We start from the raw sequence: 16,174 nt of genomic DNA on the forward strand, positions 1-16,174 counted from the left end.
GCTGTAAGCGAACGAAGCCGGTTCGGACCGCCCTCGGCCGCGCTGGTTGGTTAGTGTCTTAAACATGTCTCGGCAGATGAATCTCGAGAAAGCAGGTACCCCACTGTGAGCCAGCCCGGTCTGAATCTCGTCGACTCCGTATACGAGCGCCTACTGCGAGAACGCATCATCTTCCTGGGGTCGCAGGTGGACGACGACATCGCCAACCGGCTGTGCGCTCAGATCCTGCTCTTGGCCGCCGAGGACCCGACCAAGGACATCTCGCTCTACATCAACTCCCCGGGTGGCTCGATCAGTGCCGGCATGGCGATCTACGACACCATGGTGCTGGCGCCGTGTGACGTCGCCACGTACGCGATGGGGATGGCGGCCTCGATGGGCGAGTTCCTGCTCGCCGCGGGCACCAAGGGCAAGCGTTACGCCCTGCCGCACGCGCGGATCCTGATGCACCAGCCGTTGGGTGGGGTGACCGGCAGCGCTGCCGACATTGCCATCCAGGCCGAGCAGTTCGCGGTCATCAAGAAGGAGATGTTCCGGCTCAACGCCGAGTTCACGGGTCAGACCATCGAACGTATCGAGGCTGACTCCGACCGGGACCGCTGGTTCACCGCCGCCGAAGCGCTCGAGTACGGCTTCGTCGACCACATCATCACCCGTGCCCACGTGAACGGAGATGCATCATGAACCCCGAAACCTTGCGTGCCATCGCTCCGCAGGCTCGTTACATCCTGCCGTCGTTCGTCGAGCACTCCAGCTGGGGCGTCAAAGAGTCCAACCCGTACAACAAGCTGTTCGAAGAGCGGATCATCTTCCTGGGCGTTCAGGTAGACGATGCCTCGGCCAACGACATCATGGCCCAGTTGCTGGTGCTGGAGTCGCTGGACCCGGACCGCGATATCACCATGTACATCAACTCCCCGGGTGGCTCCTTCACCTCGTTGATGGCGATCTACGACACCATGCAGTACGTGCGGGCCGACATCCAGACGGTCTGCCTGGGCCAGGCCGCCTCGGCGGCGGCGGTGCTGCTGGCCGCGGGTACGCCGGGCAAGCGCATGGCGCTGCCCAACGCCCGGGTGCTGATCCACCAGCCGTCGCTGTCCGGGGTGATCCAGGGGCAGTTCTCCGACCTGGAGATCCAGGCGGCCGAGATCGAGCGCATGCGGACCCTGATGGAGTCCACTCTGGCTCGTCACACCGGTAGGGACGCCGAGCAGGTCCGCAAGGACACCGACCGCGACAAGATCCTCACCGCGGCCGAGGCCAAGGAGTACGGGATCATCGACACCGTGCTGGAGTACCGGAAGCTGTCGGCACAGACCGCATAGTTCTTCCGCCGAGCAGACGTGAGGGCCCCCTAGTCGCACCGCGCTAGGGGGCCCTCACGTTTGTTCGTGCACGGCGGCGGCCACTCCGGCGATATCGGCCGGGCCGACCCGGCAGCAGCCACCCACGATGCGTGCCCCCGCGGCTATCCAGGCCGGCACCAGTGTGGGGGAGAACCGGGCAGGTCCGTTCCAACCCCCGCAAGTCCAGTGCTCACCACTGTTGGGGTAGACGATCACCGGCTTCCCGGTGACCGCGCGGGCGATCTCGATCGCCGGCAGGACATCGGACGGGGCACAGCAGTTGACTCCTACGGCGACGATCTGTGGCACTCCGGAGGCCACCGCGAAGGCCTCTTCGAGTGACTGACCGGCGCGGGTCGCGGTGCCGTCGATCGTGTAGCAGAGCCAGGCCGGCACGTCCGCGGCGCGGACCAGACCCACCAAGGCTTCCGCCTCGTCGAGGTCCGGCACCGTCTCCAACGCGAGCAGATCGGCGCCGGCGCTGGCCAGCACCTCTAGCCTGCGCTGGTGCCACGCCGCCAACTGGGCCACCGAAAGCCCATATCGGCCAACGTATTCCGAGCTGTCTACGCGGGCCGCGCCGTAGGGTCCGATCGATGCCGCAACCCAGCGCTGCCCGGCGCCGCCGGTGGCGGCGCGGGCCAAGTGCACACTGCGCTGCAACAGCGCCTCGGCGGTGCCGGCGTCGACGCCGCGAGCCGAGAAGCCCTCGAAGCTCGCCTGATAGCTGGCGGTGGTCGCAAACTGCGCGCCTGCGGCGAAGAACGCGCGATGGACAGCTTCGATCTCGTGGGGAGCCTCGATGAGAAGCCGGGCCGACCACAGCGGGTCGGACAGGTCGGCCCCACGGGCTTCCAGCTCCGTCGCCAGGCCCCCATCGGCGACCAGCACGGTATCGTCGGGCACGGTGAACCCCACAGTGGCCACTGTAGGGCGGAAGGCCCCGGCTGTCTCACATCCGGGTAACACCCCCGAAACGCTTACGCCACGCCAGCGCGTCACACCCCGGGTGGGGCGCCTCGGGCGATATGTTCTTGGAGCAGCAGGCGGGGCCAGTGATGAATACCAACGACGCGATTCGGCCTTATCGGTCGCCTCGCACCGGAACTAACGGGTAGCGTCGGAGCAGAACACCGGCACCTCGAACGACAGACGGCGAACAGGAAGTAGGTCCTAACGCACTATGGCGCGCATTGGAGACGGCGGGGACTTGCTGAAGTGTTCGTTCTGCGGCAAGAGCCAGAAGCAGGTGAAGAAGCTCATCGCAGGTCCGGGCGTCTACATCTGCGACGAGTGCATCGACCTGTGCAACGAGATCATCGAAGAGGAACTCGCTGACGCCGACGACGTCAAGCTCGATGAACTGCCCAAGCCCGCTGAGATCCGGGAGTTCCTCGAGGGCTACGTCATCGGCCAGGACACGGCCAAGCGGACGTTGGCGGTGGCGGTCTACAACCACTACAAGCGCATCCAGGCCGGCGAAAAGAGTCGGGATTCCCGCTCCGGGGAGTCGATCGAGCTGACCAAGTCCAACATCTTGATGTTGGGGCCCACCGGCTGCGGCAAGACCTACCTGGCCCAAACGCTGGCCAAGATGCTCAATGTCCCGTTCGCGATCGCCGACGCCACCGCGCTGACGGAAGCGGGCTATGTCGGCGAGGACGTCGAGAACATTCTGCTCAAGCTGATTCAGGCGGCCGACTACGACGTCAAGCGTGCCGAGACCGGCATCGTCTACATCGATGAGGTCGACAAGATCGCCCGCAAGAGCGAAAACCCGTCCATCACCCGCGACGTCTCCGGCGAGGGTGTCCAGCAGGCGCTGCTGAAGATCCTGGAAGGGACCCAGGCCTCGGTTCCCCCGCAGGGCGGCCGTAAGCACCCGCACCAGGAATTCATCCAGATCGACACCACCAATGTGCTGTTCATCGTGGCCGGAGCATTCGCCGGACTGGAGAAGATCGTTTCGGACCGCGTGGGCAAGCGGGGCTTGGGCTTCGGTGCCGAGGTCCGGTCCAAGGCCGAGATCGACACCACCGACCACTTCGCTGAGGTCATGCCCGAGGACCTGATCAAGTTCGGGCTGATCCCCGAGTTCATCGGCCGGCTGCCGGTGGTGGCCTCGGTGACCAACCTGGACATGGAGTCGCTGGTCAAGATCCTGTCTGAGCCCAAGAACGCGCTCGTCAAGCAGTACACCCGCTTGTTCGAGATGGACGGGGTGGAACTGGAGTTCAGCCAGGATGCGTTGGAGGCCATCGCGGAACAGGCCATCCACCGTGGTACCGGTGCGCGCGGGCTGCGGGCGATCATGGAAGAAGTCCTGCTGCCGGTGATGTATGACATCCCCAGCCGCAACGATGTCGCCAAGGTCGTGGTGACCAAGGAGACCGTGCAGGACAACGTGCTGCCGACCATCGTGCCGCGCAAGGCGTCACGCGGCGAGCGGCGCGACAAGAGCGCCTGATCGGGACGGCGCTCGGCGTGCCGAGCAAAGTTACTCGCCAGTACCGCGCTTTCTTAGACTTGGTCGGCGGGCAAGCGTGATGAAAACCACAATTGCGCGTCAACTTGCCCGTGAACCCCGGTGTGACATCGACATTTAACACTGAGTAAGCCCATTTCTGACCCGGTGTGGCGTCGTATGGTCTATAAGAGCGGTGCAATAATCGGTACTGCCAGTGACAGAAAAATTTTTGGGGTGCGCCAGCAGTGCTGTGCGGGCCCGAGTCCGACAGTGAGGGAAGGCGGGGCCGTGGGGCCGAGCGGTAACGGAGTCGGGTCGGCACCCGGACGCCAAAAACTCGAGAAGGTCGTCATCCGGTTCGCCGGTGACTCCGGCGACGGCATGCAGCTCACCGGCGATCGCTTCACCTCTGAAGCGGCCCTGTTCGGCAATGACCTCGCCACCCAGCCGAACTACCCTGCCGAGATCCGCGCACCTCAGGGCACCCTGCCGGGCGTCTCGTCCTTCCAGATCCAGATCGCCGACTTTGACATCCTCACCGCCGGCGACCGCCCCGACGTGTTGGTGGCGATGAACCCGGCGGCGCTCAAGGCCAACATCGGTGACCTGCCGCGCGGTGGAATGGTGATCGTCAATTCCGACGAGTTCACCAAGCGCAACCTCGCCAAGATCGGCTACGACACCAATCCGCTGGAGACCGAAGAACTCTCCGACTACGTTGTGGTTCCGGTCGCCATGACGTCTCTGACACTGGGTGCGGTGGAGGCGATCGGCGCGACCAAGAAGGACGGGGCGCGCGCCAAGAACATGTTCGCCCTCGGCCTGCTGTCGTGGATGTATGGCCGCGAGCTGGCGAGCAGTGAGCGCTTCATCAAGGAGAAGTTCGCCAAGAAGCCCGACGTGGCCGACGCCAACGTACTGGCGCTCAAGGCGGGCTGGAACTACGGCGAGACCACCGAGGCCTTCGGCACCACCTATGAGATCGCCCCGGCCAAGTTGCCTGCCGGTGAGTACCGCCAGATCTCGGGCAACACCGCGATGGCCTACGGCGTGATCGTCGCCGGCCAGCTGGCCAACACCCAAGTGGTGCTGGGGACCTACCCGATCACCCCGGCCTCGGACATCCTGCACGAGCTGTCCAAGTACAAGAACTTCAATGTGCTCACCTTCCAGGCCGAAGACGAGATCGCCGGTATCGGCGCGGCTATTGGCGCCTCCTACGGTGGTGCACTGGGTGTCACCAGCACCTCCGGTCCCGGTTTGGCGCTCAAGGCCGAGGCGCTGGGCCTGGCTGTGATGACCGAGCTGCCGCTGCTGCTGATCAACGTCCAGCGCGGCGGCCCGTCCACCGGCCTGCCCACCAAGACCGAGCAGGCCGACCTGATGCAGGCCCTCTATGGGCGCAATGGTGAGTCGCCGGTTGCGGTGCTGGCTCCCTGCACGCCGTCGGACTGTTTCGACGCGGCCGTCGAGGCCGTTCGGATCGCGGTGACTTACCGCACCCCGGTGGTGCTGCTCTCCGACGGCGCGATCGCCAACGGTTCCGAGCCGTGGCGCATCCCGGACGTGGCCTCAATGGAGCCGATCGAGCAGAACCTGGCCAAGGCCGGCGAGGACTTCGCCCCGTACGCGCGCGACCCGGAGACGTTGGCTCGGCAGTTCGCCATCCCCGGCACCCCTGGCCTGGAACACCGGATCGGTGGGCTGGAGAAGGCCAACGGCTCCGGGGCGATCTCCTACGAGCCGGCTAACCACGACCTGATGGTGCGGTTGCGGCAGGCCAAGGTCGACGGCATCGAGGTGCCCGACCTAGTCGTCGACGACCCGTCTGGGGACGCCGAGCTGCTGATGCTGGGCTGGGGTAGCTCCTACGGTCCGATCGCCGAGGCCTGCCGGCGGGTCCGGCGCAGCGGCATCAAGGTCGCTCAGGCTCACCTGCGCAACCTCAATCCGCTGCCGGCCAACCTGGGTGAGGTGCTGCGCCGCTACCCCAAGGTGGTGCTGCCGGAGATGAACCTCGGCCAGCTGGCACTGCTGCTGCGCGGTCGCTACCTGGTTGACATCCAGTCGGTCACGAAGGTGACCGGCCAGGCGTTCCTGGCCGATGAGATCGAGGGAATCATCGACGACGCGCTGGCCGGCACGCTGGCCGATCGGGAGAACGAGAAGGCGTCGCTGGCCAGGGCCGCGGCGGTCACCATTGCGGGCACAGCGGGAGCGAACTCATGACCACCACCGAATCAGCAGACACGCTCGTCGGTCTCGACCTGGGGCTGACCTCGCTGAGCGGGGTGCCCACCACCGACGAGCCGCAGAAGGCCAAGGACTACACCTCCGACCAGGAGGTGCGGTGGTGCCCGGGCTGCGGTGACTACGTCATCCTCAACACGATCCGGGGCTTCCTTCCCGAGCTGGGGCTGCGTCGGGAGAACGTGGTGTTCGTCAGCGGTATCGGCTGCTCGAGCCGGTTCCCGTACTACATGAACACCTACGGGGTGCACTCGATCCACGGTCGTGGCCCGACATTCGCCACCGGCCTGGCGACCGCCCGCGAAGACCTGAAGGTGTTCCTGATCACCGGTGACGGCGACGCGCTGTCGATCGGCGGCAACCACCTGATTCACACGCTGCGACGCAACGTCAACATCACCATCCTGCTGTTCAACAACCGGATCTATGGCCTGACCAAGGGCCAGTACTCGCCGACGTCGGAGACCGGCAAGGTCACCAAGTCGACGCCCTTCGGGTCGCTGGACAATCCGTTCAACCCGATCTCGCTGGCCCTCGGCGCCGAGGCGACGTTCGTCGGTCGTGCCTTGGACTCCGACCGCAAGGGCCTCACCGAGGTCCTGCAAGGGGCGATGGAGCACCGCGGTTCGGCGCTGGTGGAGATCCTGCAGGACTGCCCGGTGTTCAACGACGGCTCCTTCGACCTGCTGCGCAAGGACGGAGCGGACAGCCGCATTATCAATGTCCGGCACGGTGAGCGCATCGTGTTCGGTGCGGAGGGGGAGCACTGCGTCGTCAGGTCCGGTTTCGGGCTCGAGGTCGCCAAGACCGCCGATGTCTCGGCCGAGCAGATCGTGGTGCACGACGCCACCCAGGCCGACTCCTCGTATGCCTTCGCGCTGTCGCGGCTCTCTGAGCAGGATCTGTCGCACTTCCCGATGGGTATCTTCCGCAAGGTCACCAAGCCCACCTACGACGACCTGGCACGCGCGCAGGTGGCCGAGGCCCGGCAGTCGACCCCCAACGACACCGCGGCACTCCAGTCGCTGTTGCGTGGCCGCGACACCTGGTCCGTCGACTGACGCCATGACAGCCGGTCGGTTGGCCGGTGTCGTGCTGGCCGGCGGCGCATCGCGCCGGATGGGCCGCGATAAGGCCACGCTGACCGTGCCGGGCCGCTTCGCCGGCTTGAGCCTGGTGCAACATCTTGTGTCGGTGGTGGCGCAGCGTTGCGATCCGGTCTTCGTGGTGGCGGCCCAAGGGCAGCAGCTGCCCGACCTGGCGGCACACGTGCTGCGTGACGAGGTCCCCGGGCTGGGCCCATTGCCAGCCATCGGGCTGGGGTTGCGCGCTGCGGCGCTCCACGGTGCTCTTCGCGCCTTTGTCTGTGCGGTCGACATGCCTTTTCTGACACCGGACCTGATCGACGAGTTGGGCACGGAGTCGAGCGAGTCCGAGGCCGACATCGTGTTGCCGACCGCAGGGCGTGACCACTATCTGGCGGGGGTCTATCGCACCGCCTTGGCCGACGTTGTCGAGGCCATGGTTGCGGCGGGGGAACGACGCGTGGGCGCCCTGGTCGACAGGGGCAGCGTCCGGCGCGTCATGTTCACCGACGCATCCCCCTTGGCCAATCTCAACTCGGTCGACGATATCAACGGGTTGCTCTGATTCGCAGGACAGCAAATTCGATTGTGGGGCCATAGAGACCTCGCCAAGCGGATCTACGACTGCCGAAAATAAATCGTCATATTATCTGCGCGAGATGCAAAAAATATCAGTATCACGGGCAATGGGTGCGACGGGACAGTGGTGGCGTGGGGTTGGAAAGGGTTGTAGCGCAAGGGGATTGGTTGAGGCCTACTGGCTAATGGTGCTGGTACGCGGCTCGGGCGGTGGCGCTGCTTGTTCATGGCCAATCTCATGCGGGCCCTGGGGGCCGCGGGTGTTTCTCCCCGTCGAGGCCGGTTCGAACGTTCCTGGCGCTGTGAGCTGCGAGTATTGGGACGAAAGTTGCTACTGGGGCACCTGTAGCCACTGATTTTCGATGGTATCGGCGTTAAACAGACGCCCCGACTCCTCATTTATGGTGGTCCAGGCCACAAAAACCTCGTGATCTGACTCACGGCCGTGTTCGGGCGGTCTTCGGCCAAGTGGTGGATCAAACTGCCTGCTGACCTGCAAGAATGAAACTCTGCGGCAACGTGATTGTTTCGTTATCTGGACGAGATATTCACGCCATGCGGTTGGACTTGTCGTATGAATGTTTCGTAAGTTCCATTCGCCCTAATACAGGGCAAACAAATTGAATCGACGGAACCGCGTGTGAGCGGGGCCGCGGGCGGCCCCTCAAACGCCACCGCGGTGCTGGGTGTCACCCCGGCGGGCACACCTGCCCCCGCTGTCGTGCCTGACCTAGACGGCACGCCTCGAAGACCATTCCCCGCCTGGAACCCAGGCATGCCGACCCACAGCTGTGGGCGCATTCGGCGCGCGCGCTGCGAAAGGAACGATGTTGAAGAACGTCCGCAAGCCCCTCACCTTGGCGGCGGTCGCCGGCGCCCTCGTCACCGGCGCGATCGCGCTGTCCGAGGCCACCGCCAGAGCTGACAGCGTCAACTGGGACGCCATCGCGGCCTGCGAGTCGGGCGGCAACTGGTCGATCAACACCGGCAACGGCTACTACGGCGGCCTGCAGTTCAACTCGGGAACCTGGCGCGCCAACGGTGGCAGCGGCATGCCGCACAACGCCAGCCGTTCCGAGCAGATCCGGGTTGCCGAGAACGTTCTGCGCAGCCAGGGCATCGGCGCCTGGCCGGTGTGCGGCCGTCGCGGCTGACCATCACCCCAGTTCTAGGACGACGGTGCCGGGCGAGCAGCCCGGCACCGTCGTCATCGAAACGAGTCTCAGCCGCCGAGTAGCGTCGGGCAGGTGTCCGACACCTCACGTGAGCTCGACGTCATCCTCTATGGCGTCACCGGATTCGCGGGGAAGCTGACCGCTCAGTACCTGGCTCGGGCCGGCGGCGGCGCCCGAATCGGATTGGCGGGCCGGTCTGCGGCGCGGTTGCGCGCGGTCCGCGACCAACTCGGCGCTGCCGCCCGAGATTGGCCGATCGTGGTAGCCGAGGCAGACCAACCCGCCACGCTGGATGCGATGGCGGCCCGTACCCGAGTAGTCATCACCACCGTCGGCCCCTACACCCGCTATGGCATGCCCTTGGTGGCAGCCTGCGCCGCGGCCGGCACCGATTACGTCGACCTCACCGGGGAGACGCTGTTCGTGCGGGAGAGCATCGACCGCTACCACGAGCAGGCCGCCGCCAGCCAGGCCCGGATCGTGCATGGCTGCGGCTTCGACTCCATCCCGTCGGACATCAGCGTGTATGCCCTGTATCGGGCGGCCCACGATGACGGCACGGGCGAGTTGCTCGACACCGACCTTGTGGTGCGGGGAGCCTCCGGCGGGGCATCCGGTGGCACGCTCGCCTCGATGGTGGAGTTCCTGGGCACTACCGCCGGAGACCCGCAGGCTCAGCGACAGCTTCGCGATCCCCACACACTGAGCTCCGATCGGCGCGCCGAACCTCGTTTGGGTTCCGAGCCCGATCTGTCCTGGCGGCGGGGCGGCGATATCGCGGCGGAACTGGACGGCATCTGGACGGCCGGTTTCGCTATGGCGCCCGTCAACACCCGGATCGTGCGCCGTAGCAACGGCCTGCTGGGCTGGGCCTACGGTCGCCGTTTCCGCTACGCCGAGCACCTGAGCTGCGGCTCGTCAGCCGCCGCACCTGCTCTGGCCGGGTTGGCGACCGGGTTGAGCAAGGCGAGCTTCGCCGTCGGGGGGCACCTCGTGCGGCTGGTGCCGCCCGCGCTACTCGAACGGATCTTGCCTAAACCGGGAACCGGACCCAGCCAAAGCCGCCGCGAGAACGGCTACTACCGCATCGAGACCTACACCACGACGAGCGGCGGAGCACGCTACCGCGTGGAGATGGCGCAGCAGGGTGACCCCGGCTATCAAGCCACCTCGGTGCTTCTGGGCGAGAGCGCGCTGGCGCTGGCGCTGGACCGAGACGCCCTGCCCGATCGCTACGGTGTGCTCACTCCGGCGGCCGCGATGGGCGACGTACTGCTGGCCAGGCTGCCTGCGGCGGGCGTGACACTCGAGGTCACCCGGCTGCACTGACCGTGGCGAAATTCGCCGGTGCCGGTCACAGATCTTTCGGCTAGTGTCGTTTTCGACCGCTGCCCCTAGCAGCACCCAGCAAAGAAGGTGGTATCACTCATGGCCGGCCTCGACGATCTCTTCGCTCAGATCCCCATCCAAGACATCGCCAACCAGCTCGGCGCCGACTCGAGTGAAGTCGACAGCACCATTCGCACCCTGGTGCCGGTACTTGTCGGTGGGTTGAGCCAGAACGCCCAAGACCCGGGTCAAGCCGACAGCATCGTCAACTCTGCCGCCACCTTCGCGGCCGCTGGGCTGTTGGACAACGCCCTGGGTGCCAGCCAGTCCGAAGGACAGCAGGTGATCTCCACCATCTTCGGCGGCAATGACACCAGCCAGGTCGCGTCGGCGCTGTCGGGCGCCGGTGCCGGCAACAACGATCTGCTGCAGAAGCTGCTGCCGATCATCGCGCCGATCGTGCTGGCCTACATCGGCAAGCAACTGACCGGCCAGAAGGCCGAGCCGGCCCAGGAACAGGCTTCCGGCGGCGGCCTCGGCGACGTTCTGGGCAGCATTCTGGGCGGTATGGCCGGTGGCAGTGCCCCCAAGAACCAGTCGATGGGCAGCATCCTGGGCAACATGATCGGCGGCAAGACCGGCGGCGCGATCGGCGACATCCTCGGCGGTCTGCTCGGCGGGAAGAAGTAGTAACTACTCCGTCAGCGCAGGGGAGGGGCTCGTCTCGGGGCGAGCCTCACCCTGCCTGCACCAGCCTATTGCGCGTATTGGGGGCAGTAGACCCCGGTGGTGAGCATCACGTAGCCCATCATGTCGTTGCGGGTAGCTACATGTCCGGACCGGCCGCTGCTTGGCGGCGTCAGCCCGTCGGCGACCTGCTCGGGGGTCTTGCCGCTGGCCAGGTCTGCGCACATCTGGTAAGCGCCACGGATCGTGTCCGAGGCGTTGTGCGAGGTGATGTTGTGCTGGGCGAGCAACTGCAGATAGTGCGCGTCGATCCCGAGTGGAGCTCCGCCGATCGCCGGTTCGGGTGCCGGCGTGGCCGTCTCGGTGACGGTCGTGACTGAGGTGAGGGTTGTCGCGGGCCGGCCGGCGTGACCGGCCAAGAACGCGCCGACAGCGATACCGACGACGCCGACACTGGTCAGGAACCAGCGCAGCGGCCGGCCCAGCGGCCGGCGCTCGACCAGCTCGGGTACCGCGGCGTCGGTTGACCATGCGAGTTGCTCCGCGAACTCCTGACGGGCCGGTGCAGAGGCGGATTCTCGGGTCGGTTCTTCGGCGTTCACAGCTCAACTTGTATCTGTCGCACACCGCAGCTGTCCACCGGTTCGCTGACCCGGCGGTCACGTGTCGGCACGGCGAACGCCCGCGGTGAACTGCGAGTATGGAACGGCGGCAGGCTCTTGTCGGTGCCGATTCGGGGGCCGAGTAAGCCGGTCACGCAGGACGTACCCGTCATTCCTAGAATTGACCGGTGACTGACACTTCCAACGCCGCCAACACCGATCACCTGCCCAAGTCTTGGGAGCCGGGTGCGGTCGAGGACGCGATCTACCAGCGTTGGGTCGATGCCGGCTATTTCACCGCGGACCCCACCAGCGACAAGCCGGGCTATTCGATCGTGCTGCCGCCGCCGAACGTCACCGGCAGCCTGCACATGGGCCACGCCATGGACCACACCCTGATGGACGTGCTGACCCGTCGTAAGCGGATGCAGGGCTATGAGGTGTTGTGGCTGCCGGGCATGGACCACGCCGGCATCGCCACGCAGAGCGTGGTGGAACGCCAGCTGGCCGCCGATGGCAAGACCAAGGAAGACTTCGGCCGCGAGCTGTTCATCGACAAGGTGTGGGACTGGAAGCGGGAGTCCGGCGGCACCATCGGTGGCCAGATGCGCCGGCTCGGCGACGGCGTGGACTGGAGTCGCGAACGATTCACCATGGACGACGGCCTGTCGCGGGCCGTGCGCACGATCTTCAAGCGGCTCTACGACGCCGGGCTGATTTACCAGGCTGAACGGTTGGTCAACTGGTCGCCGGTGCTTCAGACCGCGATCAGCGACCTCGAGGTGAAGTACGAAGACATTGAGGGTGAGTTGGTGTCGTTCCGATACGGCTCGCTCGATGACGCAGAGCCGCACATTGTGGTGGCCACCACCCGGCTGGAGACCATGCTCGGTGACACCGCGATCGCGGTACATCCCGACGACGACCGGTACCGAGGCCTGGTGGGCAGCTCACTGCCGCACCCGTTCTTGGACCGCGAGATCGCGGTAGTCGCCGACGCTCACGTCGATCCCGAATTCGGCACCGGGGCGGTCAAGGTCACCCCCGCTCACGACCCCAACGACTTTGAGATCGGGATGCGGCACCAGCTGGACATGCCAACGATCTTGGACGAACGTGCACGGATCACCGGAACCGGAACACAGTTCGACGGCATGGACCGTTTCGAGGCCCGGGTCGCGGTGCGCGAAGCGTTGGCGGCGCAAGGTCGCATCGTCGCCGAGAAGCGGCCCTACCTGCACAGTGTCGGGCATTCCGAGCGCAGCGGCGAGGTCATTGAGCCGCGGCTGTCCATGCAGTGGTGGGTCGACGTCTCTTCGCTGGCCAAGGCCGCCGGTGACGCCGTCCGCGACGGCGACACGGTGATCCACCCCAAGAGTCTGGAACCGCGCTGGTTCGCCTGGGTCGACGACATGCACGACTGGTGCATCTCTCGGCAGCTCTGGTGGGGGCACCGCATCCCGATCTGGCACGGGCCCAATGGCGAGAAGGTCTGCGTCGGCCCGGACGAGACCCCGCCGGAAGGCTGGGAGCAGGACCCCGACGTGCTGGACACCTGGTTCTCCTCGGGGTTGTGGCCGTTCTCCACGATGGGCTGGCCGGACGCCACCCCGGAGTTGGAGAAGTTCTATCCGACCAGCGTTCTGGTGACCGGCTACGACATCCTGTTCTTCTGGGTGGCGCGGATGATGATGTTCGGCACCTTCGTCGGTGGCGATGACGTGCTGCCCAACGGCAAAGTTCCGTTCCAGAATGTGTTTCTGCACGGCCTGATTCGCGACGAGCACGGCCGCAAGATGAGCAAGTCCAAGGGCAACGGCATCGATCCGCTGGATTGGGTTGAGACGTTCGGCGCCGACGCCCTGCGGTTCACCCTGGCCCGCGGTGCCAGCCCCGGCAGTGACCTCTCGATCGGGGAGGACCACGCTCGGGCGTCGCGCAACTTCGTAACCAAGCTGTTCAACGCGACCCGATTCGCGCTGATGAACGGCGCCGCCCTGGCGCCGCTTCCCGCGGCCGCGGAGCTGACCGACGCCGACCGGTGGATCCTGGGGCGCCTGGAAGAGGTTCGCGCCGAAGTGGATTCGGCGTTCGATGGTTATGAATTCGGGCGGGCCTGCGAGTCGCTGTACCACTTCGCCTGGGACGAGTTCTGTGACTGGTATGTCGAGTTGGCTAAAACCCAGCTGGGGCAGGGGATTACGCACACGACCGCGGTTCTGGCGGCGGTGCTCGACAACCTGTTGCGACTGCTTCACCCGGTGATCCCATTTGTCACCGAAACGCTGTGGCAGGAACTCACCGGCGCCGAGTCGCTGGTGATCGCGGATTGGCCGACGGCCTCGGAGCTCGCGTTCGACCAGGTTGCCGTGCAACGGATCACCGACATGCAGAAGCTGGTGACCGAGGTGCGCCGATTCCGCAGCGACCAGGGACTGCGCGACCGGCAGAAGGTTCCGGCCCGGCTGACCGGCATCGAGGAGGCCGACCTGGCCACCCAGGTAGCGTCGGTGGCCTCGCAGGCCTGGCTGACCGAGCCCGGTGACGGATTCACGCCGTCGGCCACTGTCGAGGTCAGGCTGGGCGCCGGTGCGAAGACGAGCACCGTGGTCGTCGAACTGGACACCTCCGGCACCGTCGACGTCGCCGCTGAGCGTCGGCGGCTGGAGAAGGATCTGGCCGCCGCACACAAGGAGCTCGAGGCCACCTCGGCGAAGCTGGGCAATGAGGCGTTCCTGGCCAAGGCGCCGGACGCGGTGGTCGAGAAGATCCGCGGTCGCCAGCAGCTGGCCAACGACGAGGTGGAGCGGATCACTGCGCGTCTGGCGGGCCTGACGTGACCGATCATCCGATCGGAACCACGGAGCCCACCCCCGACGAGATCGCGGCACTGCTGCAGGTTGAGCACTTGCTCGATCAGCGTTGGGGCGAGACCACGATCGAACCGAGCCTGACCCGGATCAACGCCCTGCTGGAACTGCTCGGCTCCCCGCAGCGCAGCTATCCCTCCATCCACGTCGCCGGCACCAACGGCAAGACCTCGGTGGTTCGGATGATCGACGCGCTCCTGATGGCCTTCAGCCGTCGTACGGGGCGGACCACCAGCCCGCATCTGCAGTCGGCGGTGGAACGCATCGCCATCGATGGCCAGCCGATCAGCCCGGCACGCTACGTGGAGACCTACGCCGAGATCGAGCCCTTCGTGCAGATGGTCGATGCGTCCTCGCAGGCCGACGGCGGGCCGGCCATGAGCAAATTCGAGGTGCTCACCGGCATGGCGTTCGCGGCATTCGCCGACGCCCCGGTCGATGTTGGTGTGGTGGAGGTCGGCATGGGCGGCCGCTGGGACGCCACCAATGTCGTCGGCGCGCCGGTGGCGGTGATCACCCCGATCGGAATGGACCACGTCGACTACCTCGGCGACGACCTCGCCGGGATCGCGGCGGAGAAGGCCGGAATCATCCATCGATCGTCGGATGATCTGGTCGACACCGTGGCCGTGATCGCCCGCCAGGTGCCGGAGGTCATGGAGGTGTTGCTGGCGCAGTCCGTCCGGGCCGACGCCGCGGTGGCTCGGGAGAACTCAGAGTTCGCGGTGCGTAGCCGCCAACTCGCGGTCGGCGGGCAGCTGCTGGAACTGCAGGGCTTGGGCGGGGTGTATACCGACATCTTCCTGCCTCTGCACGGTGAGCACCAGGCGCACAATGCGGTGCTGGCGCTGGCTGCGGTGGAGGCATTCTTCGGCGCGGGTGCTGAACGTCAGCTCGACCTCGACACCGTTCGGGCGGGCTTCGCCGCGGTGCGCAGCCCCGGACGGCTGGAGCGAATGCGTAGTTCGCCTACGGTCTTCATCGACGCCGCGCACAATCCGGCCGGTGCCGCCGTGCTGGCCCAGGCCTTGGCCGAGGACTTCGACTTCCGCTATCTGGTCGGGATCGTCAGTGTGATGGGCGATAAGGACGTGGACGGAATTCTGGCGGCGTTGGAGCCGGCTTTCGATCGAATTGTTGTGACCCACAACGGTTCTCCTCGGGCCCTGGATGTCGAGATGCTCACCGTGGCAGCGGCGCGGTGGTTCGGTGACGATCGGGTGGTCACCACGGAGACGCTGGAAGACGCGATCGACGCGGCGACCGCCCTGGTCGATGAATTCGATTCTGAGGGGGAAGCCTCGGGAGCTGGAATCGTGATCACCGGATCGGTGGTCACCGCCGGGGCCGCTCGATCCCTGTTCGGGAAGGACCCGGAATGACTGAACAATCAGCCGCACCTGATCCCTGGCGTGGTTTTCGCGGCGTGATGGCCGCCACGCTGATATTGGAGGCCATTACGGTGCTGTTGGCGCTGCCGGTGGTCAGCGTCGTGGGGGGCGGTCTGACGCCGTTCTCGCTGACGTATCTGATCGGCCTGGCCCTGGTGCTGCTGCTGCTCGCGGGAGTCCAGGGCCGGACCTGGGCGATTTGGGCCAATCTGGCCGTGCAGTCGGTGCTGGTGGCCGGGTTCGTGGTCTATCCCGGTGTGGGGGTGATGGGCTTGGTGTTCACCGCGGTGTGGGTGCTCATCGCTTACTTCCGTGCCGTGGTCTTGCGACGCTCGTGAAGGGGGCCTGCGCCTAGGCCGGTACGCTGTCGCCCGTGCCGCCGGCGACGAT

General features: G+C 66.0%; 14 protein-coding genes. 12 read left to right on the forward strand and 2 right to left on the reverse strand.

Features of this window, described 5'->3' with window-relative positions; genetic code table 11:
• The first annotated feature begins 105 nt into the window (after positions 1-105).
• Both clpP1 and clpP2 read left to right on the forward strand, forming a co-directional pair.
• Positions 106-684, forward strand: coding sequence for an ATP-dependent CLP protease proteolytic subunit ClpP1 (gene clpP1, locus G6N09_RS15125; protein WP_046187628.1), 579 nt, complete (start codon positions 106-108; stop codon positions 682-684).
• Positions 681-1,328 (forward strand): ATP-dependent CLP protease proteolytic subunit ClpP2, encoded by a 648-nt coding sequence (gene clpP2, locus G6N09_RS15130; protein ID WP_083022233.1) that lies wholly within the window; start codon positions 681-683, stop codon positions 1,326-1,328. The genes clpP1 and clpP2 overlap by 4 nt, the downstream gene beginning before the upstream one ends.
• A 54-nt stretch (positions 1,329-1,382) precedes the next feature.
• On the opposite strand, the gene mmuM is transcribed toward clpP2, so the two are convergent.
• Positions 1,383-2,237: a homocysteine S-methyltransferase gene (mmuM, locus tag G6N09_RS15135; protein WP_234806870.1), complete on the reverse strand. Its 855-nt coding sequence runs from the start codon at positions 2,235-2,237 to the stop codon at positions 1,383-1,385.
• Between the two features lie 295 nt (positions 2,238-2,532).
• Between mmuM and clpX the strand changes: the two genes are divergently transcribed.
• The 7 genes from clpX to G6N09_RS15170 all read left to right on the forward strand — a co-directional run bounded on the left by clpX (position 2,533) and on the right by G6N09_RS15170 (position 10,924).
• A complete protein-coding gene (gene clpX / locus G6N09_RS15140) occupies positions 2,533-3,816 on the forward strand; it encodes an ATP-dependent Clp protease ATP-binding subunit ClpX (protein WP_083022235.1) in 1,284 nt (427 codons plus the stop codon).
• 288 nt (positions 3,817-4,104) lie between these two features.
• Complete coding sequence (locus G6N09_RS15145; protein ID WP_083022237.1) at positions 4,105-6,045, forward strand: 2-oxoacid:acceptor oxidoreductase subunit alpha; 1,941 nt, start codon at positions 4,105-4,107, stop codon at positions 6,043-6,045.
• Positions 6,042-7,127, forward strand: coding sequence for a 2-oxoacid:ferredoxin oxidoreductase subunit beta (locus G6N09_RS15150; RefSeq protein ID WP_083022238.1), 1,086 nt, complete (start codon positions 6,042-6,044; stop codon positions 7,125-7,127). The genes G6N09_RS15145 and G6N09_RS15150 overlap by 4 nt, the downstream gene beginning before the upstream one ends.
• 4 nt (positions 7,128-7,131) lie before the next feature.
• Entirely contained in the window at positions 7,132-7,716 is a 585-nt protein-coding gene (mobA, locus tag G6N09_RS15155; RefSeq protein ID WP_083022240.1) for a molybdenum cofactor guanylyltransferase, read from the forward strand.
• 844 nt (positions 7,717-8,560) lie between these two features.
• Complete coding sequence (locus tag G6N09_RS15160; RefSeq protein WP_179959913.1) at positions 8,561-8,884, forward strand: transglycosylase family protein; 324 nt, start codon at positions 8,561-8,563, stop codon at positions 8,882-8,884.
• 93 nt (positions 8,885-8,977) lie between these two features.
• The gene (locus G6N09_RS15165; protein ID WP_083022244.1) at positions 8,978-10,234 is read left to right on the forward strand and encodes a saccharopine dehydrogenase family protein; all 1,257 of its coding nucleotides are present in this window, start codon (positions 8,978-8,980) and stop codon (positions 10,232-10,234) included.
• A gap of 99 nt (positions 10,235-10,333) precedes the next feature.
• Positions 10,334-10,924, forward strand: coding sequence for a DUF937 domain-containing protein (locus tag G6N09_RS15170; protein ID WP_083022246.1), 591 nt, complete (start codon positions 10,334-10,336; stop codon positions 10,922-10,924).
• A 65-nt stretch (positions 10,925-10,989) separates the two neighbouring features.
• On the opposite strand, the gene G6N09_RS15175 is transcribed toward G6N09_RS15170, so the two are convergent.
• A complete protein-coding gene (locus tag G6N09_RS15175) occupies positions 10,990-11,523 on the reverse strand; it encodes a DUF732 domain-containing protein (RefSeq protein ID WP_083022248.1) in 534 nt (177 codons plus the stop codon).
• A 188-nt stretch (positions 11,524-11,711) separates the two neighbouring features.
• Between G6N09_RS15175 and G6N09_RS15180 the strand changes: the two genes are divergently transcribed.
• Genes G6N09_RS15180 through G6N09_RS15190 form a run of 3 tightly spaced genes read left to right on the forward strand, consistent with a single transcriptional unit; the run spans position 11,712 to position 16,122 of the window.
• Entirely contained in the window at positions 11,712-14,363 is a 2,652-nt protein-coding gene (locus G6N09_RS15180) for a valine--tRNA ligase (protein WP_083022250.1), read from the forward strand.
• A gap of 11 nt (positions 14,364-14,374) precedes the next feature.
• Positions 14,375-15,775 carry a bifunctional tetrahydrofolate synthase/dihydrofolate synthase gene (gene folC / locus G6N09_RS15185; protein ID WP_083022487.1) on the forward strand — a complete coding sequence of 467 codons (1,401 nt, stop codon included), beginning with the start codon at positions 14,375-14,377 and terminating at the stop codon, positions 15,773-15,775.
• Positions 15,772-16,122 carry a DUF4233 domain-containing protein gene (locus G6N09_RS15190; protein WP_083022251.1) on the forward strand — a complete coding sequence of 117 codons (351 nt, stop codon included), beginning with the start codon at positions 15,772-15,774 and terminating at the stop codon, positions 16,120-16,122. Before folC ends, G6N09_RS15190 begins: the two co-directional genes overlap by 4 nt.
• The last annotated feature ends 52 nt before the right edge of the window (positions 16,123-16,174 follow it).

Origin of the sequence: Mycolicibacter minnesotensis (genome assembly GCF_010731755.1) — a bacterium.
Taxonomy (GTDB): domain Bacteria; phylum Actinomycetota; class Actinomycetes; order Mycobacteriales; family Mycobacteriaceae; genus Mycobacterium; species Mycobacterium minnesotense.

Excerpts from the sequence above, each read along its gene's own strand:
- clpP2 (WP_083022233.1), top strand. The coding sequence starts at position 681 with ATGAACCCCGAAACCTTGCGTGCCATCGCTCCGCAGGCTCGTTACATC.
- clpX (WP_083022235.1), top strand. The coding sequence starts at position 2,533 with ATGGCGCGCATTGGAGACGGCGGGGACTTGCTGAAGTGTTCGTTCTGC.
- G6N09_RS15150 (WP_083022238.1), top strand. The coding sequence starts at position 6,042 with ATGACCACCACCGAATCAGCAGACACGCTCGTCGGTCTCGACCTGGGG.
- mobA (WP_083022240.1), top strand. The coding sequence starts at position 7,132 with ATGACAGCCGGTCGGTTGGCCGGTGTCGTGCTGGCCGGCGGCGCATCG.
- G6N09_RS15170 (WP_083022246.1), top strand. The coding sequence starts at position 10,334 with ATGGCCGGCCTCGACGATCTCTTCGCTCAGATCCCCATCCAAGACATC.
- G6N09_RS15190 (WP_083022251.1), top strand. The coding sequence starts at position 15,772 with ATGACTGAACAATCAGCCGCACCTGATCCCTGGCGTGGTTTTCGCGGC.